At 73.1% G+C, this 24,922-nt stretch carries 30 protein-coding genes and 1 pseudogene; 20 read left to right on the top strand and 11 right to left on the bottom strand.

Going from position 1 to position 24,922, the window contains the following annotated elements:
- Nucleotides 1-180 (top strand): annotated as a pseudogene (locus H596_RS0116850) (phage tail tube protein); the annotation flags it as partial.
- A gap of 3 nt (nucleotides 181-183) precedes the next feature.
- Here the strand turns inward: H596_RS0116850 and H596_RS0116845 are convergent.
- The 6 genes from H596_RS0116845 to H596_RS22150 form a co-directional block, all read right to left on the bottom strand.
- Nucleotides 184-510: a type II toxin-antitoxin system RelE/ParE family toxin gene (locus H596_RS0116845; RefSeq protein ID WP_027285874.1), complete on the bottom strand. Its 327-nt coding sequence runs from the start codon at nucleotides 508-510 to the stop codon at nucleotides 184-186.
- A gap of 30 nt (nucleotides 511-540) precedes the next feature.
- Nucleotides 541-813 carry a type II toxin-antitoxin system ParD family antitoxin gene (locus H596_RS0116840; protein WP_027285873.1) on the bottom strand — a complete coding sequence of 91 codons (273 nt, stop codon included), beginning with the start codon at nucleotides 811-813 and terminating at the stop codon, nucleotides 541-543.
- A gap of 52 nt (nucleotides 814-865) precedes the next feature.
- Nucleotides 866-1,090: a hypothetical protein gene (locus H596_RS22155; RefSeq protein ID WP_156910168.1), complete on the bottom strand. Its 225-nt coding sequence runs from the start codon at nucleotides 1,088-1,090 to the stop codon at nucleotides 866-868.
- Nucleotides 1,080-1,343 carry a type II toxin-antitoxin system Phd/YefM family antitoxin gene (locus H596_RS0116830; protein ID WP_084602935.1) on the bottom strand — a complete coding sequence of 88 codons (264 nt, stop codon included), beginning with the start codon at nucleotides 1,341-1,343 and terminating at the stop codon, nucleotides 1,080-1,082. The genes H596_RS22155 and H596_RS0116830 overlap by 11 nt, the downstream gene beginning before the upstream one ends.
- 128 nt (nucleotides 1,344-1,471) lie before the next feature.
- The gene (locus tag H596_RS0116825; protein WP_156910167.1) at nucleotides 1,472-1,867 is read right to left on the bottom strand and encodes a hypothetical protein; all 396 of its coding nucleotides are present in this window, start codon (nucleotides 1,865-1,867) and stop codon (nucleotides 1,472-1,474) included.
- A 48-nt stretch (nucleotides 1,868-1,915) separates the two neighbouring features.
- The gene (locus tag H596_RS22150) at nucleotides 1,916-2,209 is read right to left on the bottom strand and encodes a ribbon-helix-helix protein, CopG family (protein WP_037301864.1); all 294 of its coding nucleotides are present in this window, start codon (nucleotides 2,207-2,209) and stop codon (nucleotides 1,916-1,918) included.
- A 66-nt stretch (nucleotides 2,210-2,275) separates the two neighbouring features.
- Here H596_RS22150 and H596_RS0116815 point away from each other — a divergent pair, with 66 nt between their 5' ends.
- Nucleotides 2,276-2,653, top strand: coding sequence for a hypothetical protein (locus H596_RS0116815; protein WP_027285870.1), 378 nt, complete (start codon nucleotides 2,276-2,278; stop codon nucleotides 2,651-2,653).
- Nucleotides 2,654-3,058: 405 nt separating this feature from the next.
- Here the strand turns inward: H596_RS0116815 and H596_RS0116805 are convergent, their stop codons facing one another.
- Complete coding sequence (locus H596_RS0116805; RefSeq protein ID WP_211225312.1) at nucleotides 3,059-4,633, bottom strand: ATP-binding protein; 1,575 nt, start codon at nucleotides 4,631-4,633, stop codon at nucleotides 3,059-3,061.
- Here H596_RS0116805 and H596_RS0116800 point away from each other — a divergent pair.
- The 5 genes from H596_RS0116800 to H596_RS0116780 are packed head-to-tail and all read left to right on the top strand — an operon-like array spanning nucleotide 4,632 to nucleotide 10,417.
- A complete protein-coding gene (locus H596_RS0116800) occupies nucleotides 4,632-6,800 on the top strand; it encodes a tape measure protein (protein WP_027285868.1) in 2,169 nt (722 codons plus the stop codon). The two genes, H596_RS0116805 and H596_RS0116800, sit on opposite strands and share 2 nt — an antisense overlap.
- A gap of 5 nt (nucleotides 6,801-6,805) precedes the next feature.
- Nucleotides 6,806-7,492, top strand: coding sequence for a hypothetical protein (locus H596_RS0116795; RefSeq protein ID WP_027285867.1), 687 nt, complete (start codon nucleotides 6,806-6,808; stop codon nucleotides 7,490-7,492).
- A gap of 8 nt (nucleotides 7,493-7,500) precedes the next feature.
- Nucleotides 7,501-8,067: a hypothetical protein gene (locus H596_RS0116790; RefSeq protein ID WP_245584047.1), complete on the top strand. Its 567-nt coding sequence runs from the start codon at nucleotides 7,501-7,503 to the stop codon at nucleotides 8,065-8,067.
- Nucleotides 8,064-8,417, top strand: a complete 354-nt coding sequence (locus H596_RS0116785) for a DUF6950 family protein (protein ID WP_027285865.1) — start codon at nucleotides 8,064-8,066, stop codon at nucleotides 8,415-8,417. Before H596_RS0116790 ends, H596_RS0116785 begins: the two co-directional genes overlap by 4 nt.
- Nucleotides 8,417-10,417 (top strand): phage tail protein, encoded by a 2,001-nt coding sequence (locus H596_RS0116780; protein WP_027285864.1) that lies wholly within the window; start codon nucleotides 8,417-8,419, stop codon nucleotides 10,415-10,417. The genes H596_RS0116785 and H596_RS0116780 overlap by 1 nt, the downstream gene beginning before the upstream one ends.
- A 7-nt stretch (nucleotides 10,418-10,424) precedes the next feature.
- On the opposite strand, the gene H596_RS0116775 is transcribed toward H596_RS0116780, so the two are convergent.
- Complete coding sequence (locus H596_RS0116775; RefSeq protein WP_027285863.1) at nucleotides 10,425-10,751, bottom strand: YnfA family protein; 327 nt, start codon at nucleotides 10,749-10,751, stop codon at nucleotides 10,425-10,427.
- A 34-nt stretch (nucleotides 10,752-10,785) separates the two neighbouring features.
- Here H596_RS0116775 and H596_RS0116770 point away from each other — a divergent pair, with 34 nt between their 5' ends.
- Nucleotides 10,786-12,618, top strand: a complete 1,833-nt coding sequence (locus H596_RS0116770) for a hypothetical protein (RefSeq protein ID WP_027285862.1) — start codon at nucleotides 10,786-10,788, stop codon at nucleotides 12,616-12,618.
- 103 nt (nucleotides 12,619-12,721) lie between these two features.
- Here the strand turns inward: H596_RS0116770 and H596_RS0116765 are convergent, their stop codons facing one another.
- Both H596_RS0116765 and H596_RS0116760 read right to left on the bottom strand, forming a co-directional pair.
- Nucleotides 12,722-13,171 (bottom strand): SAM-dependent methyltransferase, encoded by a 450-nt coding sequence (locus H596_RS0116765; RefSeq protein WP_211225311.1) that lies wholly within the window; start codon nucleotides 13,169-13,171, stop codon nucleotides 12,722-12,724.
- A 31-nt stretch (nucleotides 13,172-13,202) separates the two neighbouring features.
- Nucleotides 13,203-14,129 (bottom strand): helix-turn-helix transcriptional regulator, encoded by a 927-nt coding sequence (locus H596_RS0116760; protein WP_169579886.1) that lies wholly within the window; start codon nucleotides 14,127-14,129, stop codon nucleotides 13,203-13,205.
- Nucleotides 14,130-14,221: 92 nt separating this feature from the next.
- Here H596_RS0116760 and H596_RS0116755 point away from each other — a divergent pair, with 92 nt between their 5' ends.
- From H596_RS0116755 to H596_RS0116705, 12 genes are read left to right on the top strand one after another with little or no spacing between them, the layout of a single operon-like run.
- The gene (locus H596_RS0116755; RefSeq protein WP_408735288.1) at nucleotides 14,222-14,887 is read left to right on the top strand and encodes an ABC transporter permease; all 666 of its coding nucleotides are present in this window, start codon (nucleotides 14,222-14,224) and stop codon (nucleotides 14,885-14,887) included.
- Nucleotides 14,887-15,600, top strand: a complete 714-nt coding sequence (locus tag H596_RS0116750; protein WP_027285858.1) for an ATP-binding cassette domain-containing protein — start codon at nucleotides 14,887-14,889, stop codon at nucleotides 15,598-15,600. Before H596_RS0116755 ends, H596_RS0116750 begins: the two co-directional genes overlap by 1 nt.
- 32 nt (nucleotides 15,601-15,632) lie before the next feature.
- Nucleotides 15,633-16,472 (top strand): substrate-binding domain-containing protein, encoded by an 840-nt coding sequence (locus H596_RS0116745; RefSeq protein WP_037301860.1) that lies wholly within the window; start codon nucleotides 15,633-15,635, stop codon nucleotides 16,470-16,472.
- Nucleotides 16,473-16,486: 14 nt separating this feature from the next.
- Nucleotides 16,487-17,329: a substrate-binding domain-containing protein gene (locus H596_RS0116740; RefSeq protein WP_051213300.1), complete on the top strand. Its 843-nt coding sequence runs from the start codon at nucleotides 16,487-16,489 to the stop codon at nucleotides 17,327-17,329.
- A gap of 37 nt (nucleotides 17,330-17,366) precedes the next feature.
- Nucleotides 17,367-17,717 (top strand): molybdate ABC transporter substrate-binding protein, encoded by a 351-nt coding sequence (locus H596_RS24890; protein ID WP_281168390.1) that lies wholly within the window; start codon nucleotides 17,367-17,369, stop codon nucleotides 17,715-17,717.
- On the top strand, nucleotides 17,633-18,172 hold the full coding sequence (gene modA / locus H596_RS22140) for a molybdate ABC transporter substrate-binding protein (protein WP_281168389.1): 540 nt from the start codon (nucleotides 17,633-17,635) through the stop codon (nucleotides 18,170-18,172). Before H596_RS24890 ends, modA begins: the two co-directional genes overlap by 85 nt.
- A gap of 31 nt (nucleotides 18,173-18,203) precedes the next feature.
- Nucleotides 18,204-18,410, top strand: a complete 207-nt coding sequence (locus tag H596_RS0116730) for a TOBE domain-containing protein (protein ID WP_027285855.1) — start codon at nucleotides 18,204-18,206, stop codon at nucleotides 18,408-18,410.
- A gap of 23 nt (nucleotides 18,411-18,433) precedes the next feature.
- Nucleotides 18,434-19,486, top strand: a complete 1,053-nt coding sequence (locus H596_RS0116725; RefSeq protein WP_027285854.1) for an ABC transporter substrate-binding protein — start codon at nucleotides 18,434-18,436, stop codon at nucleotides 19,484-19,486.
- 19 nt (nucleotides 19,487-19,505) lie between these two features.
- Nucleotides 19,506-20,546 carry a FecCD family ABC transporter permease gene (locus tag H596_RS0116720; protein WP_027285853.1) on the top strand — a complete coding sequence of 347 codons (1,041 nt, stop codon included), beginning with the start codon at nucleotides 19,506-19,508 and terminating at the stop codon, nucleotides 20,544-20,546.
- A complete protein-coding gene (locus H596_RS0116715; protein WP_037301859.1) occupies nucleotides 20,543-21,343 on the top strand; it encodes an ABC transporter ATP-binding protein in 801 nt (266 codons plus the stop codon). The genes H596_RS0116720 and H596_RS0116715 overlap by 4 nt, the downstream gene beginning before the upstream one ends.
- Complete coding sequence (locus H596_RS0116710; RefSeq protein ID WP_037301858.1) at nucleotides 21,340-22,461, top strand: molybdopterin-binding protein; 1,122 nt, start codon at nucleotides 21,340-21,342, stop codon at nucleotides 22,459-22,461. The genes H596_RS0116715 and H596_RS0116710 overlap by 4 nt, the downstream gene beginning before the upstream one ends.
- A complete protein-coding gene (locus H596_RS0116705; RefSeq protein ID WP_408735287.1) occupies nucleotides 22,427-24,457 on the top strand; it encodes a molybdopterin biosynthesis protein in 2,031 nt (676 codons plus the stop codon). The genes H596_RS0116710 and H596_RS0116705 overlap by 35 nt, the downstream gene beginning before the upstream one ends.
- Before the next feature lie 149 nt (nucleotides 24,458-24,606).
- On the opposite strand, the gene H596_RS0116700 is transcribed toward H596_RS0116705, so the two are convergent.
- A partial coding sequence (locus tag H596_RS0116700) for an IS5 family transposase (protein WP_027285849.1) occupies nucleotides 24,607-24,922 on the bottom strand: 316 nt, incomplete at its 5' end.

Genomic DNA, 24,922 nt, shown 5'->3' with positions numbered 1-24,922 from the left:
GCCAACCGCAGCCTCACCTTCACCCTGCACGAGGTCTACCTGGCCCTGGCCAAGACGCCGGTCGAAGGGCCGGGCGGGGTCGAGGCGAGCTTCGAGTTCCGCGCCGCCTACAACGCGACCGCTACCTGCATGATGACCGCCGTGCTGAAGAACCAGCAGCAGGCGAGCGAGTATGCGTGAGGATCACGCGCCGCCGAGCAGGTCACGCAGCAGCTCCTGCAGGTCGCGCGCGCCATGCAGGACCCGCAGGATGCGCGGCGGCGTCGCCGTCGCCCGATAGACGATCACGTAGGGGAAGTCCGGGACGACCAGGAAGCGCACCTCCTCCGGCGCCAGGGCGGGGCGGACGACCCCGATCCGCGGATAGGCCCCGATCCGGACGGCAGCCGCAACGACCTGCTCGCGCAGGCGTCGGGCCGCGGCAGGGTTGTCGGTGGCGAGGAACGCCGCCGCCTTGGCAAGGTCACGACGCGCCTGCGCCGAGAGGATCGCCGAGCGCCTACCGCCCATCGGGCCTTGCCCGAAGGCTGCCGATTGGGCTCAGCGGGCCTGCTCCCGCGCCCGCCCGGCTTCCGCCTCGGCGATGATCGCGTCCATCTCCTCCGCGACCTGCTCGACCTCGAACCACCCCGTCTCGTCCGCCTCGCGTTCCGCGGCCTCGAGCATGCGGGTGAAGGCCGCGCGCTTCTCCTCCTGCTCCTGCAGCAGCCGCAGCGCCGCGCGCATCACCTCGCTGACATTGCCGTAGCGGCCCGAGGCCACGCAGCGCTCGGCGAAGCCTTCGAGCTCCGGCGTCAGGCTGACATTCGGCATCCCGCCCTCCTGTCCCTCGTCATGTCAGACTTTGACATGGCGGCTGCCCGTTTCAAGTCCGGAGACCGCCCATGCTCACCCTCGACCGTCCCACCGAGCCAGTGATGGGGAACACCACCACCTCGTCGCGGCCATCCTCGCCGCGCACCAGCGCGACGACCGCTGCCGGACGATCCTTCGACCCTTCCTCCCGTCCCGCCGCGTGCTCGTGGCTCCACAGATAGGCGTGGCGGATCACGTCGCCGACGGCCGGCAGCGCCGGCTTGTCAGACCTCATGATCGAAGCGCTTGTTCTCCTCTGGCGGCCGTGCCGCGAGGATGGCGTCCACGATCTCCTGCGGCGCGTCCTCGGTGCGCACCACCTGGCGGTCGCGGCGCTTGAGGCGCTCGTACTCCTCGATCGAGATCAGCACCGTCCGCGGCCGCCCGTTGAGGGTGATGGCGACGGGCTGGGTGAGGGCCTTGTCCTGGTAGAGGCCGAAGTTCCTCTGCGCATCGGCCTCCGCGACCTTGAGCATCGGCTCGATCATCGGGGGGCTCCCTGACTTCCGCAGAATACACAACCCCTGGAGGATGGCCCGGCACCCAGGCCGCCGCCTCGCGGATGATGACCGTGGTGCTCCGGGACCAGCAGCCGGCGGGCGAGTACGCCTGACGCTCATCGCGGCCCCCGCATCTCGATCAGATCGCGGCTCCGGGTGACCAGTTCGCTCAGCATGGCGTCGATCCGCTCGCGCAGCCGGGCGCTCGCCTTGCCGACGATCCCGTGGCCGGGCTGCCCGAGATCGGGGAACCACCGCTCGGTCAGCGGCACCTGCGCGAGGCAGCGCAGGTCGAGGTGGAACGGCTTCTGGCCGACCGCCCGGGCGGCACCGGCGTCGAACTCGATCACGCCCAGCGGCACCCGGCCGGCGGCGCCGCGCCAGGGGCCCGAGCTGGTGTAGGCGAGCAGCAGCATCGGCACCTTCGGCTTGCTGTCCGTCGCCAGCACATAGGCGATGTGCCGCACCGGTCCTGGCCGGTCGGGCGCATCCGGCGGGCCGAACGGGAACATCGTCCAGACGAAGCATCCGGACGGGATCGGGCAGTCCGCCACGCCGCCTCAGCGGCCGAACAGCGCGGCGATGGTCTTCTTGCGGCGGGCGTAGCTCCTGTCGCTCTCGCCCGGCCGGCGATCGGGCTCCCCGAAGGGCTGGCCCTGGAGCTCGGGCGCCACATGCACCCGGATCACCCGCTCGGCCTCGTCGCGGGCGCGGAGCTCGCGCTCGATCAGCCGCTCCAGGAAGGCCGCGACGGAGCGGTGCTCGGCCTTGGCGATCTGCTGCAGCCGCTCGTGCGCCTCGGGGTCGAGGCGGACGGTGACGCCCGGACGGGCGGAGGGGTTCGCGGTCGGCATGCCCCAAATCTGCATCAAAGTGATGCGCCGTTCAAGGGCGGCGCCCTTCCCGGACAGGAGAGATGGATGCTCACCCTCGACCTCCCGGCCGAGCCGTACTGGCTCGACCTGCCGCGCGGCGTGCGCGTCGAGATCAGGCCGGTGACGACCGCCGTCATGGCGGCGGCGCAGGCCGCCGCCGCGCGCCGGCTGGGTGCGGTCCGAGCCACGGGCGAGGACCTCGACCCCGACCTGGCCCGTGGCTTGGCCTTCGCCTTCCTGGTCAAGGCGCTGGCCCGGCACGCGGTCACCGCCTGGGAGGGCGTCGGCGATGCCGCCGGCAAGCCGCTGCCGCTCTCCCCCGAGGCGGTCGAGCGCCTGATGGACCTCGACGACATTGCGGCCGCGTTCTGGGACCGCGCGACGGCGCCGGTCGCGGCGGTGGCCGCCGAGGGAAACGGCTGAGGGCCCGCGCCGCCTGGCACTTCGGCCGCGGGCCCGACTACTGCCGCGGCTGCGCCGCCCTCGGCCGCGACTGCGCCGACGCCTGCCCCTACGCCGCCCACGCCCCCGCCAGCCTCGAGGGTGCCGCCGCCTGGACGGCCGGCACCGCCTGTGCCGAGACGACGCTGGCGGGGCTGACGATGGACACCGCCGGGGCCCTGGCGGCGGCGCGCGAGATGGGCGCTACGGGCTGGGCCGCGGCGGAGCTGCTGGCTGCGATGCGGGCGGGCATGGTCGCCGGGGCCGCCTCCCGGCGGGAGGGCCCGGGAGGCCCGCTCGGGGAAAGCCTTAAATAAACAAGTGCCTGATCCAAAAAGGTTTTCGCCTGGACCGAGGCGGCCTCTGCGGTGCCGACGAAAATGAACCTCAGGCCCAGAAGGGGAGATACCGGGCGTACTTCCGCGACCCCCCGACCTTCTCGTCGGGCTTGATCAGCCCCGCCTCGACCGTGGCCGCGATGATCTGCGAGGTGACGGCCGCCTTCGACTCGGGCAGGTTGAACCGCTCCCGCAAGGATTGGTTGGTCATGCGCTCCGACATCACCCACTTCAGCGCGGCGTGCTGGTAGCAGGCCCGCACCCGGTCCTCGCGGTCCATGGCCTCGAACGGCCGCTGGCCGAAGATCGTGACCACGGTCCGCCGATGCCCGACCCGGAAGTCCGGCGCGGGGAGCTGGTACACCTCGGCGGCCCGGACCACGCGGTCGATGCCGCTGCCCTTCTCCTCGCAGATCCCGAGCCGCCGCATCAGGTCGGCCAGGCGCTCGTTCCGGGACTGGTAGCCGTCGATGAAGCGCGCCACGTCCACGATCGGCTCGCCGGGGTTCGAGATCTCCAGGCGATCCGCGTAGATCTCCACCATGACCGAGGTGCCGCCCATGGCGAGGTCCTGGTGGACCAGCGCGTTCGCCACCAGCTCGCGGATGACCACCTCCGGCACGAGCTTCACCTCGGTCCGCAGCGCGTCCTTGATCACCTCGTTCTGCGGCAGCTGGCCCATCACGAAGCGGACCAGCCCCTGGAAGCCGGCCGCGTAGCCGCGGGTGCCGAGCTGATCGAGCTTGGTCTCCAGCTTGGACGTGCCGGTGTAGACGACGACCCGCGGCGCCTTGCGGGAGACGTCGGGGAAGTCGGCGAGCTGCTTCGCGAGCAGCAGCGCGCCGAGGCGCCGCACCGCAAGCCCATCCGGCGTCTCGTCGACGAGCCTCTCCCTGGCGAGGCGCTCGATCACGCCGGCCCGCTCGGTCGGGTAGGGCAGCTTCAGCAGCTCGAAGAACGCCTGGGTGTCGAGGAGCTCGACGACCGCCTGCGCGTCGAGGCCGGTTCGGGAGTGCTGCTCCAGCCAGTCGGGCTGGCCCTCGGCGAAGATGCGCCGCAGCTGGTCCTCGCTCATCGGCACCAGCGATCCGCCGGAGCGCATGAGGTAGGCGCCCTCCAGGTGGTAGGCCGTGCCGCGCGGGCGGGACGGGATGTGGAAGACGAGCACCCGGCCGTCGGGGTGGGCCACCTCCTCGACGTCCACCCGGAAGCCGACGGCGGTGAACAGCCGCTCCGCCGTTGCCACGACGTCCGGGAAGGCCTGCGTGCCGACCACCGGCCGCGGGGGCGCGTCGGCGACGCCGAGGAGGAGGTGCCCGCCGCCTTCGTTGGCGATGGCCACGCAGTACCTGTTCAGCTTGTCCGTGTCGTACTGCGTCTTCGCCTCCTTGAACTCGAGCCGCTGATGCTCGGTCGAGGCTTGGCGCCATAGGTCGATCTGCTGTGGCGTCGTGGCCATTTCGCTGCGCGTCTCTCCGGCGTGCGGCCCCGGGCGTCCCGCGGCCGGTTCGCCGCGTCTGCCACGCACGATCCGCTGATCATAGCTGGCCGGCCCGGCGGCAGCGAGGCCGGGTGCCTTCCGGCCGGCATTCGCCACCCGGGACGCAGGGGATTCCGCAGCCATGGCCGACGCCACCCGCCGCGTCTCGGTGCGCCTGTCGCTGGACGACGCCGCCCGGGCCAAGCAGGAGCTGCGTGAGGTCGGGGAGACCGGCCAGCGCTCGCTCGACCAGATCAAGGGCGGCGCCGAGCGCGCGTCCCGCTCGCTCGAACTGCTGGACGTCGCCACGCGCGGCATCCAGCTCGCCGGCCTCGCCGCCGCGGCCCGTGCCCTGGTCCAGGCCGGCGACGCGCTCACCCAGGGCCTCTCCCGCCTGCAGCAGGCCACCGGCTCGGTCGAACGCGCGAGCGCGGTCTACGAGGCGCTGTACCGCAACGCGCTCCAAACCGGCGTCGCTGTCTCCGAGAGCGTCGACGCCTTCCAGCGCTTCTCGATCGCCGCCCGCGAGATCGGCGCCACCTCCGACCAGGTGGTCCGCCTCGTGGGCGGGCTGCAGCGCGTCGCCATCGTCTCCGGCGCCTCCGCCCAGGAGGTCTCCTCGGCGACGCTGCAGCTGGCCCAGGCGCTGGCCTCGGGCGTGCTGCAGGGCGACGAGCTGCGCTCCGTCCTCGAGGCGATGCCGCTGCTGGCCGAGGGCCTGGCGCGCGAGCTCGGCGTCTCGATCGGTCAGCTCCGGCAGATGGGCTCGGAGGGCCGGCTCACCGCCGAGCGGGTGTTCCCGGCGCTGCTGCGCGCCACCGAGCGTCTCGGCGCCGAGCTCGACAAGGCGCCGCTCTCGCTCGGCCGCGCCTTCGGCCAGCTCACGGCGGCGACCGAGAACTTCCTCGGCCAGCTCGACCGCGCCATCGGCCTCTCCAACGCGCTGGCCCGGGCGCTCTCGGCCGCAGCCCGCGCGGTGGACAGCGTCCGCCAGGGCGCCGGGCTGCTCAGCGAGGGCGAGCGCCTCGCCGGCCTCCGCCGGCAGGCCGAGGCGCTGTCGGCGCAGATCGGCCGGCTGGAGAGCGAGGAGGACGGCCGCGCCAGCCTGCGCGCCCCCGTCCGCCGCGGCAGCCTCCGTCCCGGCCTGGTCGGCGCCGCCGAGCAGCAGGCCGGCGTCGACAGCCGGGCGCGGCTGGAGGAGCTGCGCCGGGACTACTTCGCGACGCTGGCCGAGATCGACTCCGCCGAGCGGGAGTCGCTGGCCCGCCGCCTGGAGGAGCAGGAGCGCGCCGGCCAGGCCGCGGCCGACGCCCGCCGGCGCCGCGCGGCGCAGGATGTCCAGGAGCTCACCCGCGACCTCGACGACCGCTTCCGGATCACCCGCGAATACGAAGAGCGGGTCCGCCGGCTGCGCGAGGCCGAGGCGGCCGGCGCCCTCACCGCCGCCGAGCGCACCCGCCTCGAGACCCTGGCGCTGCAGGAGCGCGACGAGGCGCTGCGCCGCCTCGAGCCGCGCGTCGCCGCCGTCCGCCGCGCTGGCAACGAGGGCGCCCGCGAGGCGCGCGAGGCCGAGCGTGAGATCAACGAGATCCTGCGCGAGCGCGAGCGCCTCATCCAGGACAACGAGACCGCCTACGAGCGCTACCAGCGGCGGATGGAGCGGCTCTCCGACCTGGTGCAGCGCGCCGAGCGCGCCGGCCGGCCGATCCCCGACGAGACGATCGGGCGGGAGGCGCAGCGCGCGCTGGAGGATCTGGAGGAGGCCGAGCGCCGGCTGCAGCGCAGCACCGAGGGCACGCGAGAGGCGGCGCGCGAGCTGGGCTTCGCGTTCGCCTCCGCCTTCGAGGACGCGATCGTGCGCGGCGACAAGCTGTCGAAGGTCATGCAGGGCCTGCTGCAGGACATCACCCGCATCATCGCACGGCGCACCATCACCGAGCCGCTCGGCAATGCCGTCTCGGCCGGCCTGACCAGCCTCGGCGCGGGCAGCTGGTTCGACGGCATTGGCTCCTGGCTCGGCGGGCTGTTCCGGGCCGAGGGCGGGCCGGTCGCGGCAGGCCAGCCCTACATCGTCGGCGAGCGCGGGCCCGAATGGTTCGTCCCGGACCGCGGCGGGACCGTCCTGCCGAACGGCATGGCGCCGGGCGGCCCGGTCATCCAGCAGACCATCAACATCGACGCGCGTGGCGCCGACGCCGGTGTCGAGGCACGGCTGCGGCTGCTCGCCGGCCAGATCGCGCGGCAGGCCTCGGCGATGACGCTGGATGCCATCCGCCGCGGCGGCAGCGCCTACGAGACGGTGCGGGGATAGCCGCCATGGTGGAGTATGCTTGGCCCGAGGCGCTGCGGCCTTCGCGGCTGACCTTCTACCTGCAGCACAACACCACGCGCTTCGTGTCGCCGGTCACCCGCGCCACGCAGGTGCTGCGCCGCGAGGGCGCGCGCTGGGTGGCGCAGGCCACCTTCGATCCGCTCGACCGCGTGCGCGCCGGCCTCCTCGAAGGTCTGCTCGCCGCGCTGGCCGGCTCGGTGAACACCGTCCGCATCTGGGACTGGCGGCGGGAGTTCCGCACCGGGGATCCGCGGGTGCAGGGCGACGTGCCGAGCGGGCCTTTCTCCTACTCGGACGCCACCATTTTCACGGACGGCACCGGCTTCGTGGTCGGCTCGGGCAACCCGGCGCTCGCCGCCGGCGCGCCGCGCGGGGCGCTGGCGATCCAGACCCAGGGCTGGTGGCCGAACGGGGTCGCCGTCGGCGCCGGCGACCTCATCGGCCTGGCGGGGCGGCTCTACATCGCGACCGAGACGGTGACCGCCTCTGGCGCGGGCACGGTGACGATCCCGATCGCGCCGCCGCTGCGCGAGGCGCTGCTGATCAACCAGCCGCTGGTCCTCACGAGGCCCACCGTCGCCATGCGCCTCGTCTCCGACGACGAGGCCGCCAACCCGACCCGGCCGGGCCGCTTCACCGCCATCACCATCCGCCTCGAGGAGGCCCTGTAGTGTCCGACATGCACGGCACGCCGCGGCTGTCGCCACACGCCGCGGCCTCCGCCACCTCGCCGGTCGCGGCTCCCGTGGTGCTGGTCGATCTCGACTTCGCCTCCGGCCCCTTCCGGGCCTGGACCGGCCTCGGCCAGCTGAACTGGGCGGGCAAGGTGTTCGAGGGCGTGGGCTCGATCGGCGCCGTCGGCGAGGTCGAGGAGACGGTCGAGCTGCGCGCCGTGCGGCTGACGCTGGCAGTGTCGCCGGTGCCGCAGGAGGTGGTGGACATCGCGCTCGCCGAGCGGAGCTTCCGGCTGCGCCCGGCGCGGCTCTGGGGCGCGCTGCTCGACGCGGAGGGTGCCTTCGTCGCGGACCCGTTCCCGCTCTGGGCCGGGCTGATGGACACGATGGAGGTGACCGACGGCGCCGAGCCGCGCGTCGCGCTCACCTGCGAGAGTCGCCTCGTCGACCTCGAGCGCGCTGAGGTGCGTCGTTACACCGACGCCGACCAGCAGGCCGAATACCCGGGCGATCGCTTCTTCGAATACGTCCCCGCCCTGCAGGAGGCGGAGATCAGGCTGCCAGCGCCGTGACGCGGCGGCCGGAATGGGCGGTGCGGCTGGCAGCCCTGCTGTCGGCGGTCGAGACGCGCGCCTTCGACGCCCATCGCTGGAACTGCGGGCGCTTCGCGCTGGCGGCGGTGGAGGCGGTGACGGGCACCACGCCAAGGGTGCGCATCCTGCCCAATCTTGAGACTACGGCCGACAGCGCGGGCTTCCCGCGCGTGGCGCCGCTGCGGGCCCGCATGGGCGACGTCGTCCTCGCCCCCGATCCCGATCGCCTCGGCGTGGTGCTCGATGCCGGCCGCGTCGCCTTCGTCGGGCCGCGCGGCCTGGTCCGCGCCCCGCTCACCCTCTGCACCATCGCCTGGAGGATCGGCTGATGCCGGCCGCCGTTCCCCTGATCGCCGTCGTCGCCGGCGGCGTCGCCTCGGCCGCGGTCGGCGGCGGCATCATCGGCGCCATCGTCGGCGCCGGCGCCGCCTTTGTGGTCTCCACCATCGGCGCCTCGGTGTTCCCGGCGAAGCGGCCGACCGCGCCGACGTCCTCGGCCGCGCTCCGCCCCGGCGACGATCCCACCGCGCCCGGCGCCGGCCGCACGCAGTCCTTCCGCCAGCCGATCACCGAGCACCAGATCGTCTTCGGACGCTGCAAGGTCGGCGGCCCGATCGTCTTCATCCACTCCGCGACCGACGACCAGGGCCGCGCCGATGGCTGGTTCTACGCCGTCGTCGTGCTCGCCGCGCACCGCGTCCGCGCCATCGGCGACCTCTGGCTCGGCGACACCCTGGCCACCGATCCGAAGTTCGCCGGCCTGGTGCGGATCGACCGCCACCTCGGCGCCCCCGACCAGGCGGCCAACGCCAACCTGATCGGCGAGACCGGCGGCAAGTGGACCGCCGACCATCGCGGTCGTGGCCGCGCCTATGTCGCCATCCGCCTCAAGATCACCGCCGAGGCGTTTCCCGCCGGCCCGCCGAACATCGCCGCCCTCGTCGAGGGTGCCGACACCATCCTCGATCCGCGCACCGGCGCGACGGGCTGGTCCGACAACCCGGCCCTCTGCCTTGCCTGGTACCTGACCGCGCCCTTCGGCTGGAAGGCGTCCTGGGACGACATCGACATCCCCGCCCTGATCGCCGCGGCCAATATCTGCGACGAACTGATCGGCACCCGCGCCGGGGTCACCGAGCGGCGCTACACGGTGAACGGCCGCGTCTCGCTCGGCGAGGGCAAGATTGCCATCACCCGCAAGCTGGTCGCGGCCATGGCCGGCGCGCTCGTCGTCTCCGGCGGGCGGTTCTTCATCCATGCCGGCGGGCCGGCGCTGCCGGCCGCCACCCTCACCGCGGACGACCTCCGCGGCGACGTCACCATCCAGGGCAGCCGGCCGCGGCGGGATCTCTTCAACGGGGTGCGCGCGGTCTACGTCGACCCGGCGAAGAACTGGCAACCGACCGACGCCCCGCCGCTGCTCGCCGCGAACTACGTCGCCGAGGACGGCGGCGAGCCGATCTACCGCGACCTGGAGTTCCCGCTGACCACCTCGGTCGCGACGGTGCAGCGGCTGATGAAGGCCGAGCTCGAGCGCATCCGCCGCCAGCGCGAGGTGGCCTTCCCGGCCAACCTCTCGGCGCTGCGGCTGCGGCCCTGGGACGGGGTGACGGTCGCCCTCGACCGGGTCGGGCCCTTCCCGGCGCGGGTGACCGGCTGGCGGCTCTCGCCGGACGGCGGCGTTGACCTCACCCTCGCCGAGGAGGACCCGGCGGTGTGGGACTGGAACCCTGCGGTGGACGAGCGCGCCGCCGGCGACAGCCCCTCGGTCGTGCTGCCGAACCCCGGGGTGATCGCCGCGCCGGCCAGCATCAGCGTGGAGACGCCGTCGGGCACCGCCTTCGCCGCCCTCGGCGTGTCGTGGTCGGCGGTCGGCAGTGCCTACCTGGCTGGCTACGAACTCGAGTTCCGCCCCGCCTCCGTGGCCACCTGGCAGGGCTACGGAGGCGCTCTTGGTGCGACCGCGGCGTCGGTCCCCACCGCCGAGCCGACTGCCTTCCGGGTGCGTGCCGTGGCCCGCAGCGGGGCGGTGTCGGGCTGGCGGGAGGCAGCCATCCCCGGCGCCGTCACCGCGCCCGCTGCGCTCGGCATCGCCGGCGGCGTGCGGCTCTCGGGCGGCGTCCCGGCCGACGCCGTGCGGCTGCAGGTGTTCGAGGCCAGCAGCAACAGCCTCGCCGCCGCCGTGAAGCTCGCGACCGAGCCGACCGCGCTGCCCTGGGACCGCACCGGCCTCACCGCTGGCCAGACCCGCTGGTACTGGCTCCGCGCCGTCTCCGCCGAGGGCAATGTCTCGGCCCTCGCCGGGCCCGTCACCGCCACTGCGACCTAGGCTGGACCTATGCTGTCCGCGGTCCGAACAAGATGACGGCTGCGCCGGCCAAGCATACCGCCCCGCCGAGCAGATCCCACCGATCGGGCCGCAGACCCTCGATCATCCAGAGCCAGACGATCGCAGCAACGATGTAGACGCCGCCGTACGCGGCATAGGCGCGACCGGCCGCGGCGCTGTCCACCAGAGTGAGAAGCCATCCGAAGGCCGCCAAGGACGCCATGCCAGGCAAGAGCCACCAGGCCGATGCACCGAGCCTGAGCCAAGCCCAGAAGGCGTAGCATCCGGCGATCTCGGCAACAGCCGCACCGCCGTAGACAAGCGCTGTTCTCATCGTTGTTCCCGAATCACAACGCAGAGGCCATAGCATGGCCGCCCGCATCGACGACCTGATGGTCCTCGGCCAGAACATCTCCAAGATCGACCTGGCGAAGTACCTGCGCGACCGCGAGGCGGTGCTGCCGCGCGACTTCGGCGGACTCGGCGATGGCGCGGCGAACGATCGCGCCGCCATCCAGGCCTGCTTCGACCGCGCCGCGGCGGACGGGAAGTTCGCCGTCATCCCGCCCGGCACCTGGAACGTCGACGCTGGCGTCACGCTCGGCGGCGGCGCCCGCGGGCTGATCATGCAGGGGGTGCTCCAGTACACCGGCCCAGCCAACGCCCCGGCCGCCGTGCTGACGCTGGGTGACGGCGGCACCACCCGCAACGGCGAGAAGCTCTACCTCAACCTGCAGGTCACGCGGCAGATCCAGTCCGACTGGGCGAGCGAGGCCGACATCGGCATCCTCGCGCGCAACCTCGACTCCTCGCTGGTCGACCTCCGACTGGTCTCGGGCTTCACGATCGGGCTGCGGACCCTCGGCGACGGCCGCGGCTTCGAGGACACCACGCTGATCCTCGGCCGCATCCTGAACAACCGCTACGGGCTCGACGCGCACTGCGCCACCGCCACGGCCTGGAACACTTCGATCCGCTACTACGGCGGGCACTTCGCCTGCGCCACCGGGATCAACCCGACCCTCGACCGCTTCGGCGTGCGCTTCTCGCGGCAGGCGGGGGCCTACAACAACCACAACCGCCACATCTTCGACGGGCCGAACTTCGAGCTCCGCCAGCTCGACCCGAACGTCGCCATCCCCTTCCTGAACGAGACCAGCGGCACCGCCATCATCGCGCGGGGGATGCGCATGGAGGCCTGCTCGCCGCTCGCGGCGCGGCACACCGGCGCGGCGACCGACTGCGAGTACGAGGTGGCCTGGGCGCAGACCTACGCCATCGGCATCGACTACACCGCCACGGCGACCCGCGCTGGCAACGCGGTCTACAACCGCCACCGCGCGCCGGCGTCGCGGCTGACCCGGCTGCTGGCCAACATCCCGAACCTCCGCGCCGCCGCCTTCCGCCACAGCAACACCGAAATCGGCGTCGAAGGGGCGTGCATCATCGCCACCTCCACCACGACCGAGACCACCATGGTGGCGCTGTCCTGGAATGGGCTCGACGGCATCGCCGCGACGGGGCGGGGGCTGCTGCTGAACGCCAATCGCGGCGTCGCCTTCGTGGTGCAGACGACGCACGCAAAGGAGTTCGCGCTGGCCCATTGGCTGGTTGGCGGCGCCGATGGCGGGCGGCTCTGCGTGCGCTGCTTCGACGGCGCCGGCACCGTGCGGGAGAACCAGCCGCAGGACGTGTTGGCCTCCGGCACGACGATGCAGTGGGACACCGCGTCGAAGAGCTGGCAGGCGGGCGCGGTGATGCAGGACAGCTCGCTGAACCGGCGACAGACGGTGCGGCTCGGCGCGGGCGTGGCCTTCGCGCAGATCGGCATCATCGGCTTCGACGGGCAGATCGAGCTCGAGGCGCTGCGGCTCTACGGCCTGCCGGAGGACGCGCCGGCGATCCTCTACGGCTGCCCCTCGCTGCCGGCGGGGACGCGGACGCTCGCGCTGGAGACCAGCTGGGATCTGCCGAGCCTCGGGCCTGGCGCGACGGCCAACGTCGACGTGACGGTGCCCGGCGCGCGGCGGGGGGACTTTGCGGACGCCTCGCTCGACACCAGCAGCATCGCCTTCGTGCTGGACTGCCATGTGTGGAGCAACAACAGCGTGCGTGTGACGGCGCGCAACGTCAGCGCATCGACGGTGGACCTATCCGCGGCGCCTCTGGCGGTGCAGGTAACGAAGCGGCGCGTCGGATGAACCAAACGATGGAGCGCAGTTGGTAGCCCGTGAGGTCGCTGTCTCCAAGACAGATCTGGCGTACCGATCTTCGCAAGGAGCAAGAGCATGCGTACGGCATGCTCTACTGGCTGCCTCGCCGCTCTGGCTTGATGTCCAGCAGCGGCGTCCCATCCACGCAGTCGAGGCCGCGAACAACAACTGCTCCGTCCCCGACTTCCACGACTGTTGCTAGGGAGGTTGCGATGGGGTTCGGCCGGTTCGGCGAGCGAAGCGCGAAGGTGCCAAGCGGCGCCCGGGCGTCACGCGGGACTTGCAGCAGCAGATCTCGCCGCGCCAAATGCATCCAGTAGATCAGTTCCACCCGCGCGCCGGCTGCGAGCCCGGTCAGCCCCGTGCGCCAGGGCGCGTCGACCTCGACGCGGCAGACGGGCCCGTCCGGCGACCCTTGCCGGGGGCAATCCTCGCGCGTGGCGAAGGGCGTGCGGATGCGACCAATGAAGGCCAGTGCCGCGTCCGCGCGGTCTGGCGCCGCGCCGGCCACCTCGCCGGGCCTGATCTCACCCCGCTTCATCATATCCTCCCGTGCAGTCGGCTGCCAGCACTCAGAGATTGAACGCGACCGCGCCCATCTCGGCCACGTCGTAGCCACCCATGCGCGTCGCCCGCGCGGCGAAGGCGGGCCCGCGCGCGAAGGCGAGCAGCGCCTGCATCGGTTCGCCGAAGAAGTGACGTCGCTCCATCACCAGGTCGAAGCGCTCGCGGATCAGCGGCACGAAGCCGAGCCCGCGCGCCGCCGCTTCCGCGCGGATGCCGAAGCCGGCATCGGCGCGGCCCTCGGCCACCGCGGCCGCGACCTCATCCTCGGATAGCGCCGGCTCGGGCAGGAAGGGCACCTGTTCCAGCCGGACGCCAGCCTCCGTCAGCAGGTGTGTCAGCAGCACATGGCTCCCGGCACGTGCCTGTCGCCTGACGACGCGCATGCCGCCGGTCAGGTCGCGCACATGGGCGAGGTTGCGCGGATTGCCGGCCGGCACGATCAGCCCCTGCTCGCGCCAGGCCCAGGTGATGCCGACCATGGCGCGCCGTGGCAGCATCTCGCGCACGGCAGGCTCGTTCCAGGTGCCGCTGTCCGGGTCCAGCAGATGGCTCGCGGCCACCTGAGCCGCGCCGGCCGCGAGCTCCGCCAGACCGTCCAGGCTGCCCCCGGCGCGCATCGCGAGCCCGCAACCCGACTGCCGTACCGCCCAGTCCAGCAGCGGGTCGTGGCTGCCGGCAAGGATCGGCGGCGGGTCGAGGCGGTGCGCGACATCAGGCTGATCCGCCTGTGCCGCCAGCCAGCGCTCGAGCTGCGCGCGGGGGAACAGCCACTTGCCCCCCACCTGGGCGGCCGGCAGCCGCCGGCTACGTGCCAGCTCGTAGAGCGACCGCTCCGACAGGCGGAGCCAGGCCGCTGCCTCCTTCATCGTCAGCACATCCGGCATTAAGCGGCAAATTCCGGCAAAATCACCATCCGCGTCAAGGTCGTACATGAATTGACGCCTCGACCTGCCATCCGCAAGTAGAGGACCTGCGGGAGACAGCATTGAACGATCTTGGGAGCGCCTTCTCGACGGCCTTGGGCTTGGTCGCGACCGCCGATCCGGCGGTGGCGCAGATCGTGTTGCTCTCGCTCCGGGTGAGCCTGACGGCGGTGGCGGTTGCGGCCCTGGTGGGCCTGCCGCTCGGCGCCCTGCTGGCGGTGGCGCGTTTTCCCGGCCGCGGCGGCGTGATCGTCGTGCTGAACGCGCTGATGGGGCTGCCGCCGGTGGTCGCGGGGCTGCTGATCTACCTGCTGCTGTCGCGCTCCGGGCCGCTCGGGTCGCTCGGCCTGCTGTTCACCCCCACCGCCATGGTGATCGCGCAGGCCGTGCTGATCACGCCGATCCTCGCCGCGCTGACCCGCGGGGTGCTGGAAGGGCTGTGGGAGGAATACGCGGAGCAGCTGCGCAGCTTCGGCGCCGGCCCCTGGCGCGCGGTGCCGACGCTGCTCTGGGACGGCCGCTTCATGCTGCTCACCGTGCTGCTGGCGGGCTTCGGCCGCGCGGCGGCTGAGGTCGGCGCGGTGATGGTGGTCGGCGGCAACATCGAGGGCTTCACCCGCGTGATGACCACGGCGATCGCGCTGGAGACCAGCAAGGGCGACCTGCCTCTCGCGCTCGCCCTCGGCATGGTGCTGATGGCGATCGTCGTCACGGTGAACGCGCTGGCGCAGGGCCTGCGCGACACGGCGGCGCGGTGGGCGGGCTGATGCGCACCCCCGACACCATCCTGCCGCTGCGCGCCGAGGGGCTCGGCTTCGCCGCGCGCGGCCTGCGCATCCTGTCCGACGTCTCCCTGACCATCGAGGCCGGCGCACCCACGATCGTCATCGGCCCGAACGGCGCGGGCAAGAGCGTACTACTGCGCCTGCTGCACGGCCTGCTGGCGCCGAGCGAAGGCCGCGTCACCTGGGCCGGCCAGGCGGCGCGCCGGCAGGCGATGGTCTTCCAGCGCCCCGTGCTGCTCCGCCGCTCCGTCCTCGCCAACGCCGTCTATCCGCTGGGCCTCTCCGGCGTGGCGCGGGCCGAGCGCGAAGCGCGCGCGCGCGATGCGCTGGCGCTGGTCGGCCTCGGCGACCTCGCCGACCGTCCGGCGCGCCGCCTCTCGGGCGGGGAGCAGCAGAGGCTCGCCCTCGCCCGCGCCGCCGCGCTGCACCCGGAGGTGCTGTTCCTCGACGAGCCCTGCGCCAGCCTCGATCCCGCGGCGACGAAGGCGGTCGAGGAGATCGTCGCAGCACTCGCCGCACGCGGCACCAAGATCGTGATGACGACGCACGACCTCGGCCAGGCCCGACGCCTCGCTGGCGAGGTGGTGTTCGTCCATCGCGGACGCGTCGCGGAGCACGCGCCGGCCGCTGCCTTCTTCGCCCAGCCCGCCACGCCGGAGGCCGCGGCCTTCCTGCGCGGCGAGTTGGTGTGGTGACCGACCTCAACGACAAAGCCCGGAGACACGGCATGTTCACAACACTTCGACGCACCTTCCTCGCCGCGGCCATCGCGGCAACGGCCTCCCGGCCGGCAGCGGCGCAGGAGCGCTTCATCACCGTCGCCTCCACCACCAGCACCGAGCAGTCCGGGCTGTTCGGCCACATCCTGCCGATCTTCACGCGGGAGACCGGGATTGCGGTGCGCGTGATCGCGCTCGGCACCGGCCAGGCGCTCGATGTCGGCCGCCGCGGCGATGCGGACGTGGTCTTCGTGCACGACCGCGCGGCGGAGGAGCGCTTCGTGGCGGAGGGCTTCGGCGGCCCGCGCCGGCACGTGATGTACAACGACTTCGTCATCACCGGCCCCGCCGCCGATCCCGCGCGCATCGCCGGGCTGCGCGACACCAACCAGGCGCTGCGCCGCATCGCCGAGGCGCGCGCGCCCTTCATCAGCCGCGGCGACCGCTCCGGCACGCATGCGGCCGAGCTGCGCCTGTGGCAGATGGCCGGGGTGGATCCGACGACGGGACGTGGCCAGTGGTACCGTGAGGTTGGCCAGGGCATGGGCCCGGCGCTCAACACCGCGGCCGCCCAGGGCGCCTATATCCTGACCGATCGCGGCACCTGGCTCAGCTTCCGCAACCGCCAGGACCAGCGCATCCTCGTCGAGGGCGACACGCGGCTGTTCAACCAGTACGGCGTCATGCTGGTGAACCCGCAGCGCCACCCGCATGTGAAGGCGGCCGACGGGCAGCGCTTCATCGACTGGATCGTCTCGCCCGCCGGCCAGGCTGCGATCGCCGACTACAAGATCAACGGCGAGCAGCTGTTCTTCCCGAACGCGACGCAGCCGGAGCCGACCTCGTGAGGCGGCGGGATCTGATGCTGGCCGCGAGCGGGATCGCCTTCGCGCCGGCAGCCATGGCCCAAGGGGGCGGCGCGCCGCAGCCGACGGCCGTGTGGGGAACCGGCAGCCAGCGCTTCAGCCTAGCCACCGGCAGCCCCGGCGAGCTCGGCCTGCTGCAGGCGCTGGCCGAGCGCTTCACCGCCGCCAATGACGCGCAGATGGCCTGGTTCTTCGCCGGCTCCGGCGCGGCCATGGACCACCTGCGCGCGCGCCGCGTGGACATGATCCTCGCCCATGCGCCGCCGGCCGAGCGCCGCGCGGTCGCGGATGGCTGGGCGACCGGGCGTGTGCTGTTCGGCTCCAACGAATTCTGGGTGCTTGGTCCCGAGGAGGATCCCGCCGGGATCCGGGGCATGGAGGCGCTGGCCGCCTTCCGCCGCATGGCGGAGACCAAGGCCCGCTTCGTCAGCCGCGGCGACAATTCCGGCACCCACCAGAAGGAGCGCCAGCTCTGGGCCGAGGCGGGCGTCGAGCCCGATCCAGCGCAGCTGATCGTCACGCGCGACTTCATGACGGCGAGCATGCGGCGCGCGAATGCCGAGGGCGCCTACTTCCTGACCGACAGCAGCACCTTCATCGCCGAGCGGGCGAACATGCCGCGGCTGCGCGTGCTGGTGCGCGGCGGGGCGGTGCTGCTGAACCCCTACCACACGCTGTTCCTCGCCGAGCCGACGCCGGCCACCCCGATCGCGCGGCGCTTCGGCGAGTTCCTGCTCTCTGATGCGGCGCAGGCGATGCTGCGGGACTTCGGGCGGGACCGCTTCGGCGAGCCCATGTACAACGACCGTGCCGCGACCGCCGCCGTCTGGCGGGAGTGAACTGGTCTTTGCGCCTGCCACCTGTCGGAGGGATTGCATGACCACGACGAAACGACTGCTTGGCCTGAGCCTCGTGAGTTTCGCGCTGGCGCAAGGGGCGCCGCGTGCCTCTGCACAAGAGGCTCCGTTGACCGTGTTCGCCGCCGCCAGCCTGCAGGACGCGTTGCGCGCCCTGGAGCCGGCCTGGCGCGCTTCGGCACCCGGCAACGTTCCGCTTCGCTTCTCCTTCGCCGCGTCGTCAGCGCTTGCCAGACAGATCGAGCAGGGCGCGCCGGCCGATCTCTTCATGTCGGCGGATGAGCCATGGATGGACTACCTCGCGCAACGGAACCTTATTGTATTGTCCCTGCGACCCGAGTTAGTCCGCTCGGCAACCGGCTCGTCTTGATTTCGCCCGCCTCCGGCGGAGCCGCCACCATGCCAACCCTGGGTCGGGGCACCGATCTCGCGGCGCTGCTCGGCGCTGGCGGCCGGCTGGCAACCGGCGACCCGGCACATGTGCCGGTCGGCCGCTATGCCCAGGCCGCGTTGGAGTGGATGGGGCAGTGGTCGGTGCTGGCACCCCGGCTTGCGCGCGCAGACAATGTGCGCGCGGCGTTGCTACTGGTGGAGCGCGGCGAGGCGCCTCTCGGCATCGTCTACGAGACGGACGCCCGCGCCAGCCAGGGCGTCCGCGTCGTCGCTGCCTTCCCAGCGGAGAGCCACCCGCCGATCACCTACCCGTTTGCCGTGACGCGACGGGCGGAGCGTAACCCGCAGGCGCACGCCCTGCTCGCCTTCCTTGCCGGTCCCGGCGCAGCGCCAGCCTGGGACAGGTTTGGCTTCTCGCTTCGCGGCCAGTGACACACACCGCGCCAACCAGGAGCCCCTCATGCTGAAGCTCTCCGCCCGGAACCAGTTCGCCGGTACCATCACCGAGGTCCGCAAGGGCGTCACGACCACGCATGTGAAGATCGAGGTCGCGCCCGGTGTGGTGTTCACCTCCGCCATCACCAATGAATCGGCCGAGGAGCTTGGCCTTGCCGTCGGCGGCCGTGCGGTCGCCGTCGTGAAGGCGTCCGACGTCATGGTCGGCGTATGATGTCGCAGAGGGGGGGCTGACGCATGTCGGCCGGCCGCCGCACATTGGTCGCCACGGGGCTCGCCGCGGGCCTCGCTGCGCTGGCCGCGCCCCCCCGGGCGGACCGGAGCGTGGTGGATGCGACCGGCCGCCGCACCGCCGTGCCGGATCGCGTCACCCGCGTGCTGCCCGCGGGCTCGCCGGCCGCGATCCTTCTCTACACCGCGGCGCCCGAGACGCTGATGGGCTGGCCCGCTCGCCCGCCGCGACCGGCCGAAGCAGCCTTCATGACACCGGAAGCGGCTGCCCTGCCGCAGGTCGGGCGCCTCACGGGCCGCGACAACACGGCGAATATCGAGGCGGTGCTCGCCCGCCGCCCTGACCTGGTGCTCGACTATGGCTCGGTCGGCCAGACCTATGTCTCGCTCGCGGAGCGGGTGCGCGAGCAGACCGGCCTGCCGGTGCTGCTGCTGGACGGCGCGCTGCCAAAGATCCCCGAGACCTATCGCCTGCTGGGCGAGATCCTCGATCGCCGCGAGGCCTGCGCGGCGCGTGCCATCGCGGCCGAGCGGATCCTGGCCGAAGCGACTGAGAGCGCCGAGCGGCTGCGCGCACGCGGCCGCCCGCGCGTGCTGTACCTGCGCAACCCGCGCGGGCTCGAAACCGGGCTGCAGGGTTCGATCAACACCGAGATCATCGAGTTCGCCGGCGCGGAGAACATCGCGGGACGAGCGCTCGGACCCGGCGGCCTGGTGCAGATCAGCATGGAGCAGGTGCTCGCCTGGAACCCGGACTGGCTGATCTTCCAGAACCCGGATGCGCTGGCGCTGACCCGCACGGATCCACTCTGGCGCGCGCTGCCGGCGGTGCGCCAGGGCCGTGCCGTACTGCTGCCCGGCCAGCCCTTTGGCTGGATGGATTTCCCGCCCTCGGTGAACCGGCTGCTCGGGCTGATCTGGCTGCCGGTGCTGTTCGGTACGCGGCCGCGTGACGGGCTGGCCGAGGCGGTGGCCGACTTCCACGCGTTGTTCTACCACCGCCGGCCGGAGAACACGCAGGTCGAGGCGCTGCTCCGACCGGCGCTGCCGTCGGCGTGAGCAGGGGAAGTCCGCGCGCATGAGCGCGACCGCGCTGCGTGCGAGAGCGGCCCCCGGCTGGCGTGGGCCGCTGGCCTGGAGCCTGGCGCTGTTGGCGCTGGTCGTCGCGTTCCTGGCGGCGCTTTCGGTCGGTCGGTTCCCGATCGCGCCCGCGCAGTTGCCCGCGATCCTGCTCGGCCGCGACGAAAGCCCCGCCGCGCTGGTGTTCTGGAACATCCGCCTGCCCCGCGTGGCGGCCGCCATGCTGGTCGGCGCAGCGCTGGCCGCGGCGGGCGCGGCCTTCCAGGGCATGTTCCGCAATCCGCTCGCCTCGCCCGATCTGCTCGGCGTCAGCGCAGGGGCGTCGCTCGGCGCAGTGCTCGGCATCTTCCTCGGCCTGCCGGTCGCCGCGATCCAGGGGCTGGCCTTCGCCGGCGGCATCGCGGCGGTGGCCGCGGTCGCGGCCCTGGCCGGGGCCGTTCGGGGCCCAAGGGGATACGGGGGCGATCCGATCCTGGTGCTGATCCTCGCCGGCATCGCGCTGGGCGCGCTGATGGGGGCGGCGATCTCGCTGCTGAAGATCCTGGCCGATCCCTATAACCAACTGCCGGCCATCACCTTTTGGCTGCTCGGCACGCTCTCGGCGGCCACGCGCGGCGACATCCTGGCCGCGGCGGCGCCCGCCCTGCTCGGCCTCGTCGGCCTGTTCCTGATCCGCTGGCGGCTGAACCTGCTGACGCTCGGCGAGGACGAGGCGCGGGCGCTCGGGGTGAACACCACCGCGCTGCGGGCCGGCGCCGTCGCCTGCGCGACGCTGTGCACCGCCGCCGTCACCGCGCTGGCCGGCGCGGTGGGCTGGATCGGCCTGGTGGTGCCGCACATGGCGCGCATGCTCGGCGGGCCGGACCTGCGGCGGCTGGTGCCGCTGTCCATGCTGCTGGGTGCGGCCTTCCTGCTGGCGGTGGACACGCTGGCACGGAGCGCGGGCCGCATGGAAATCCCGCTCGGCATCCTGACCGCCGTGCTCGGCACGCCGCTGTTCCTGTGGCTGCTGATCCGGGCACGGCGGGGCACCGCATGACGGCGCTGCTGGCGGCGTGCGACCTCGCCGTCGGCCACGGCCGCAGCGTCGTCGCCTCAGGCATCTCGCTCGCGCTGGAGCCGGGCCGCGTGCTCTGCATGCTCGGGCCGAATGGCGGCGGCAAGACGACGCTGCTGCGCACGCTGCTCGGCCTGATCCCGCCGCTCGCGGGCACGGTCCGGCTTGGTGGCGCGGAGATCGGCGGGCTGGCGCGGCGCGAGGTCGCGACGCGCCTCGCCTATGTCCCGCAGGCGGCACCCGGCGGCTTCGCCTATCCGGCGCGCGAGGTGGTGGCGATGGGCCGCGCCGCGCGCCTGCCGCTGCTCGCAGCCCCCGGGCGCCGCGATCGCGACGCGGCGGAGGCGGCGCTCGCGCGGCTCGGCATCGCGCACCTCGCGGACCGGCCCGTGACGGAACTCTCGGGCGGCGAGCGCCAGCTCGTGCTGATCGCCCGCGCGCTCGCGCAGGAGGCCGCCTGCCTGGTGCTGGACGAGCCCACGGCGAGCCTCGACTTCGGCAACCAGGCGCTGGTGCTGCGGCAGGTGCGCGCGCTGGCGGAGCGCGATGGGCTCGGCGTGCTGATGACGACGCACCATCCCGACCACGCCTTCCTGGTCGCCGACGAAGCCGCGGTCCTGCACCGTGGCGCGCTGGACGGGCCCGCGCCGCCGGCGGAGCTCGTCACCGCCGCCCGCCTGCGCGAGGCTTATGGCGTCGAGACTGTGATCGGCACGCTCGACACGCCGGACGGCCCGCGCCGTGTCTGCGCACCGGTCGTGGCGGGAGGCGCCGCATGAGTGCTCCGCTGCGCCTCACCGATCCCGCCGCGGCGCTCGAGGTGCTGCTGTCGCTGGTCGTGACACCGGTCGCGCCGACCCGCAGGCCGATCGCCGATGCGGTCGGATGCGTTCTCGCCGAGCCGCTCGTCGCCCACCAACCGGTGCCTGCCCTGCCGGTCGCGGCCCGCGACGGCTGGGCCGTGACGGCGGCGGACACCGACGGCGCCAGCCCCTACGCCCCCGCGGTCCTGCCGATGCCGCCGGGGCGCGTCGCCCCGGGCGACCGCTTGCCCGCTGGCGCCGACGCTGTGCTCGCGCCGTTCGAGCTGAGCGAGGATGGTCCCTTCGCGACGGCGGTCGCAGCCGTCGCCCCCGGCGAGGGCGTGCGCCGCCCGGGCGAGGAGATCGCACCGGGCGCGGTCCTGCGTAGCACTGGCGAGCGGCTTGCCGCGCGCGACCTTCCGGCGCTGGCCGCGCTCGGCATGGTGGAGGTCGCGGTGCGGCGGCCGCGCCTGGGCTGGATCGCCACCGGCGACGAGATCGTCGCCGATCCGGCGCGGGACACGCTCGCGTCGCTGCTGACCTCCATGGCCTCAGCCGCCGCCTTCCATCGCCTGCCGCCGATGCAGGACGAGCCTAGGGCCATCGCGCCGGCGCTGCGCGCCGCGGCCGCGGCGCATGACCTGCTTGTCGTCTCCGGCGGCACGGGCGAGGGCCGCGATGATCGCAGCGCCGAGGCGCTGCGCGCAGCCGGCACGCTGCGACTGCACGGGATCGGCGCCCGACCCGGGACAACAGCGGGGTTTGGCACGGTCGATTGCCGCCCGGTGCTGCTGCTGCCTGGGCGCGCCGAGGATGCGCTCGCGGCCTGGGTTCTGCTGGGCCGCCCGCTGCTGGCGCGTCTTGCCGGCGAGAGCCTTCCCCTGCCGATGCGCGCCACGCTGGCGCGCAAGGTTGCTTCGACCGTCGGGTTGGCGGAGATCGTGCCGGTCCGGTTGGCGGGCGGCCTCGCCGAGCCGCTGGCGGTCGGCGCCGTGCCGCTCGTCGCGCTGTCGGCCGCCGATGCGCTGCTGATCGTCCCGCCCGGCGCCGAGGGCTACGATGCCGGTGCCGAGGTGGACCTGGTTGCCTTGTAGGGAAGCGATGGCCGATCATACCTCCCCCGCCGACCTGCTCGACCGCGTCCGCCGTACGGCGCGGCAGGAACAGTTTCTTGAGGTGGTCTCCGCCGAGGAGGCCACGCACCGCTTCCGCGCCGCGCTCGACCTTCGCCCGCTGGCCGAGGAGGTCGTGCCGCTGGCGGCCTCGCTCGGCCGCGTGGTGGCGAAGACGATCGCCGCCACCGCGGACGCGCCGCCCTTCGACCGTGCCTCGGTGGATGGCTTCGCGCTGCGAGCGGCGGACACGGTCGGCGCATCCGAGGCCACGCCCGCGCGGCTGCGCCTGAACCCGGAGGTGCTCGCCTGCGGCGTCGCGCCCGGGGTCGAGGTCGCGCCGGACACCGCGACCGCCATCGCCACGGGCGGGATGATTCCGCGCGGCGCGGATGCGGTCGCCATGATCGAATGGACCGAACTGGCCGAGGATGCCGACGGCCCCGCCGTCCTGCTGAAGCGTGCCGTGGCCCCCGGCGGCTTCGTCGGCTTCGCGGGCAGCGACATTGCGCGCGCCGAGGCGCTGCTGCGCGCCGGCACGGTCGTGACCAGCCGCGAGATCGGCATGCTTGCCGCCGCGGGCCTCGCGGAGGTGCCGGTGGTGCGCCGCCCGCGTGTGGCGGTGCTCTCGACGGGCGATGAGCTGCACCCGCCCGGCGCCTCCCTGCCGCCCGGCGGCATCACCGACAGCAACGCGGCGATCCTCTGCGCTGCCGTCGCCGAGAATGGCGGCGAGCCGGTGCCCATGGGCATCTTCCGCGACGAGGAAGCGGCGCTGGAAGCGGCGGTGCGCGATGCACTGTCGCGCGCCGATCTCGTCGTGATGTCGGGCGGCACAAGCAAGGGCGCGGGCGATGTGTCGCATCGCATCCTGTCGCGGCTCGGCGCGCCCGGCGTGATCGTGCACGGCGTCGCGCTGAAGCCGGGCAAGCCGCTCTGCCTCGCCGCGGTGGGCACGACGCCGGTGGTCGTGCTGCCGGGCTTTCCGGCCAGCGCGGTCTTCACCTTCCACGAATTCGTCGTACCCGTCATCCGCGCCCTCGCCGGCCTGCCGCCGCGCGAGGAAACGGAGGTCGAAGCGACGCTTGCGGTGCGCACGCCGAGCGAGCTCGGGCGGACCGAGTATGTGATGGTGTCGCTGGCCGCGGCGCCGGGCGGCGGGCTGAACGCCTTCCCGCTTGGCAAGGGCTCCGGAAGCGTCACCGCCTTCTCCCAGGCCGATGGCTTCTTCCCGATCGCGGCGCTTGATGCGGGTGCGGAGGCTGGCGCGCCGGTGCGCGTTCGCCTGATCGGCGGCGCGGCGCGTCCGCCCGACCTCGTGGTGATCGGCAGCCACTGCGTCGGGCTGGATGCGGTACTGGAGGAGCTGGCGGCGCAGGGCATCCGCGCCCGGACGCTGGCGATCGGCAGCCTGGGCGGCCTGGCCGCGGCGAAGCGCGGCGAATGCGACCTGGCGCCGGCACATCTTCTCGATCCGAAGACCGGCACCTACAACGAGCCCTTCCTGGCGCCGGGCCTGCGCCTGGTGCGCGGCTGGGGGCGCCTGCAGGGCGTGGTGTTCCGCCCGGGCGATCCGCGCTTCGAAGGCATCGACGGCCCTGAGGCGGTGCGGCGCGCCGCGGCGAACCCGTCCTGTCTGCTGGTGAACCGCAACGCGGGCTCCGGCACGCGCATCCTGCTGGACGGGCTGCTGGGCGGCGTGCGGCCCGCGGGCTACGCCAACCAGCCGAAGTCGCACAACGCCGTCGCGGCCGCGGTCGCGCAGGGGCGGGCCGACTGGGGCGTGGCGATCGCGACGGTGGCGCGCGCCTATGGCCTCGGCTTGCTGCCGCTCGCGGACGAGACGTACGACTTCTTCCTGCCGGAGAGCCGTGCCAACCGCCCGGCCGTCGCGGCGTTCCTGACCGCGCTATGCGCACCCGCCGTCATGGAGCGGTTGCGCGCGATCGGGTTCACACTCCCCGCAGAGGCAGCATGATGTTCCGCCAAAGAACCCGACTGGGAGATCCCGCTGACCCCTTTATGCGCACGTGATCACAGCGCCGGCCAGGGCATCAGCACGCGGAGGCGAGCCCAGAGACTTTCGCTCCCGGTTCGCACGGCTTCAGAAACATCTAGGCTCAGGACTCATTGTCCGAGCCAGAAGATGACGATGGCGGCGAGTGTGATGGCGCCGAAGAAGGTGGTGGCGCAGCGGTCGTAGCGGGTGGCGATGCGGCGCCAGTCCTTGAGGCGGCCGAAGGCGATCTCGATGCGGTGGCGCTGGCGGTAGAGCGCCTTGTCGTAGGGGATGGGCTGCTTGCGGTTCTTCTTGGGGGGGATGCAGGCGGCGATGCCACGCTCGGCGAGGGCGGTGCGGAACGGGTTGCTGTCATAGCCGCGGTCGGCGATCAGCTCGCGCGCGGGTGGGAGTAGCGGGGCGAGGATGTTGGCGCCCTTTTGG

Origin of the sequence: Rubritepida flocculans DSM 14296, assembly GCF_000425365.1 — a bacterium.
Lineage (GTDB): Bacteria > Pseudomonadota > Alphaproteobacteria > Acetobacterales > Acetobacteraceae > Roseococcus > Roseococcus flocculans.
The sequence above is the reverse complement of the archived record's forward strand: the minus strand, read 5'-3'. Positions and strand labels throughout refer to the sequence as shown.

Excerpts from the sequence above, each read along its gene's own strand:
- H596_RS0116845 (WP_027285874.1), bottom strand. The coding sequence starts at position 510 with ATGGGCGGTAGGCGCTCGGCGATCCTCTCGGCGCAGGCGCGTCGTGAC.
- H596_RS0116840 (WP_027285873.1), bottom strand. The coding sequence starts at position 813 with ATGCCGAATGTCAGCCTGACGCCGGAGCTCGAAGGCTTCGCCGAGCGC.
- H596_RS22155 (WP_156910168.1), bottom strand. The coding sequence starts at position 1,090 with ATGAGGTCTGACAAGCCGGCGCTGCCGGCCGTCGGCGACGTGATCCGC.
- H596_RS0116830 (WP_084602935.1), bottom strand. The coding sequence starts at position 1,343 with ATGATCGAGCCGATGCTCAAGGTCGCGGAGGCCGATGCGCAGAGGAAC.
- H596_RS0116825 (WP_156910167.1), bottom strand. The coding sequence starts at position 1,867 with ATGTTCCCGTTCGGCCCGCCGGATGCGCCCGACCGGCCAGGACCGGTG.
- H596_RS22150 (WP_037301864.1), bottom strand. The coding sequence starts at position 2,209 with ATGCCGACCGCGAACCCCTCCGCCCGTCCGGGCGTCACCGTCCGCCTC.
- H596_RS0116815 (WP_027285870.1), top strand. The coding sequence starts at position 2,276 with ATGCTCACCCTCGACCTCCCGGCCGAGCCGTACTGGCTCGACCTGCCG.
- H596_RS0116800 (WP_027285868.1), top strand. The coding sequence starts at position 4,632 with ATGGCCGACGCCACCCGCCGCGTCTCGGTGCGCCTGTCGCTGGACGAC.
- H596_RS0116805 (WP_211225312.1), bottom strand. The coding sequence starts at position 4,633 with ATGGCTGCGGAATCCCCTGCGTCCCGGGTGGCGAATGCCGGCCGGAAG.
- H596_RS0116795 (WP_027285867.1), top strand. The coding sequence starts at position 6,806 with ATGGTGGAGTATGCTTGGCCCGAGGCGCTGCGGCCTTCGCGGCTGACC.
- H596_RS0116790 (WP_245584047.1), top strand. The coding sequence starts at position 7,501 with ATGCACGGCACGCCGCGGCTGTCGCCACACGCCGCGGCCTCCGCCACC.
- H596_RS0116780 (WP_027285864.1), top strand. The coding sequence starts at position 8,417 with ATGCCGGCCGCCGTTCCCCTGATCGCCGTCGTCGCCGGCGGCGTCGCC.
- H596_RS0116775 (WP_027285863.1), bottom strand. The coding sequence starts at position 10,751 with ATGAGAACAGCGCTTGTCTACGGCGGTGCGGCTGTTGCCGAGATCGCC.
- H596_RS0116770 (WP_027285862.1), top strand. The coding sequence starts at position 10,786 with ATGGCCGCCCGCATCGACGACCTGATGGTCCTCGGCCAGAACATCTCC.
- H596_RS0116765 (WP_211225311.1), bottom strand. The coding sequence starts at position 13,171 with ATGAAGCGGGGTGAGATCAGGCCCGGCGAGGTGGCCGGCGCGGCGCCA.
- H596_RS0116760 (WP_169579886.1), bottom strand. The coding sequence starts at position 14,129 with ATGTACGACCTTGACGCGGATGGTGATTTTGCCGGAATTTGCCGCTTA.
- H596_RS0116750 (WP_027285858.1), top strand. The coding sequence starts at position 14,887 with ATGCGCACCCCCGACACCATCCTGCCGCTGCGCGCCGAGGGGCTCGGC.
- H596_RS0116745 (WP_037301860.1), top strand. The coding sequence starts at position 15,633 with ATGTTCACAACACTTCGACGCACCTTCCTCGCCGCGGCCATCGCGGCA.
- H596_RS0116740 (WP_051213300.1), top strand. The coding sequence starts at position 16,487 with ATGCTGGCCGCGAGCGGGATCGCCTTCGCGCCGGCAGCCATGGCCCAA.
- H596_RS24890 (WP_281168390.1), top strand. The coding sequence starts at position 17,367 with ATGACCACGACGAAACGACTGCTTGGCCTGAGCCTCGTGAGTTTCGCG.
- modA (WP_281168389.1), top strand. The coding sequence starts at position 17,633 with ATGGATGGACTACCTCGCGCAACGGAACCTTATTGTATTGTCCCTGCG.
- H596_RS0116725 (WP_027285854.1), top strand. The coding sequence starts at position 18,434 with ATGTCGGCCGGCCGCCGCACATTGGTCGCCACGGGGCTCGCCGCGGGC.
- H596_RS0116720 (WP_027285853.1), top strand. The coding sequence starts at position 19,506 with ATGAGCGCGACCGCGCTGCGTGCGAGAGCGGCCCCCGGCTGGCGTGGG.
- H596_RS0116715 (WP_037301859.1), top strand. The coding sequence starts at position 20,543 with ATGACGGCGCTGCTGGCGGCGTGCGACCTCGCCGTCGGCCACGGCCGC.
- H596_RS0116710 (WP_037301858.1), top strand. The coding sequence starts at position 21,340 with ATGAGTGCTCCGCTGCGCCTCACCGATCCCGCCGCGGCGCTCGAGGTG.
- H596_RS0116705 (WP_408735287.1), top strand. The coding sequence starts at position 22,427 with ATGCCGGTGCCGAGGTGGACCTGGTTGCCTTGTAGGGAAGCGATGGCC.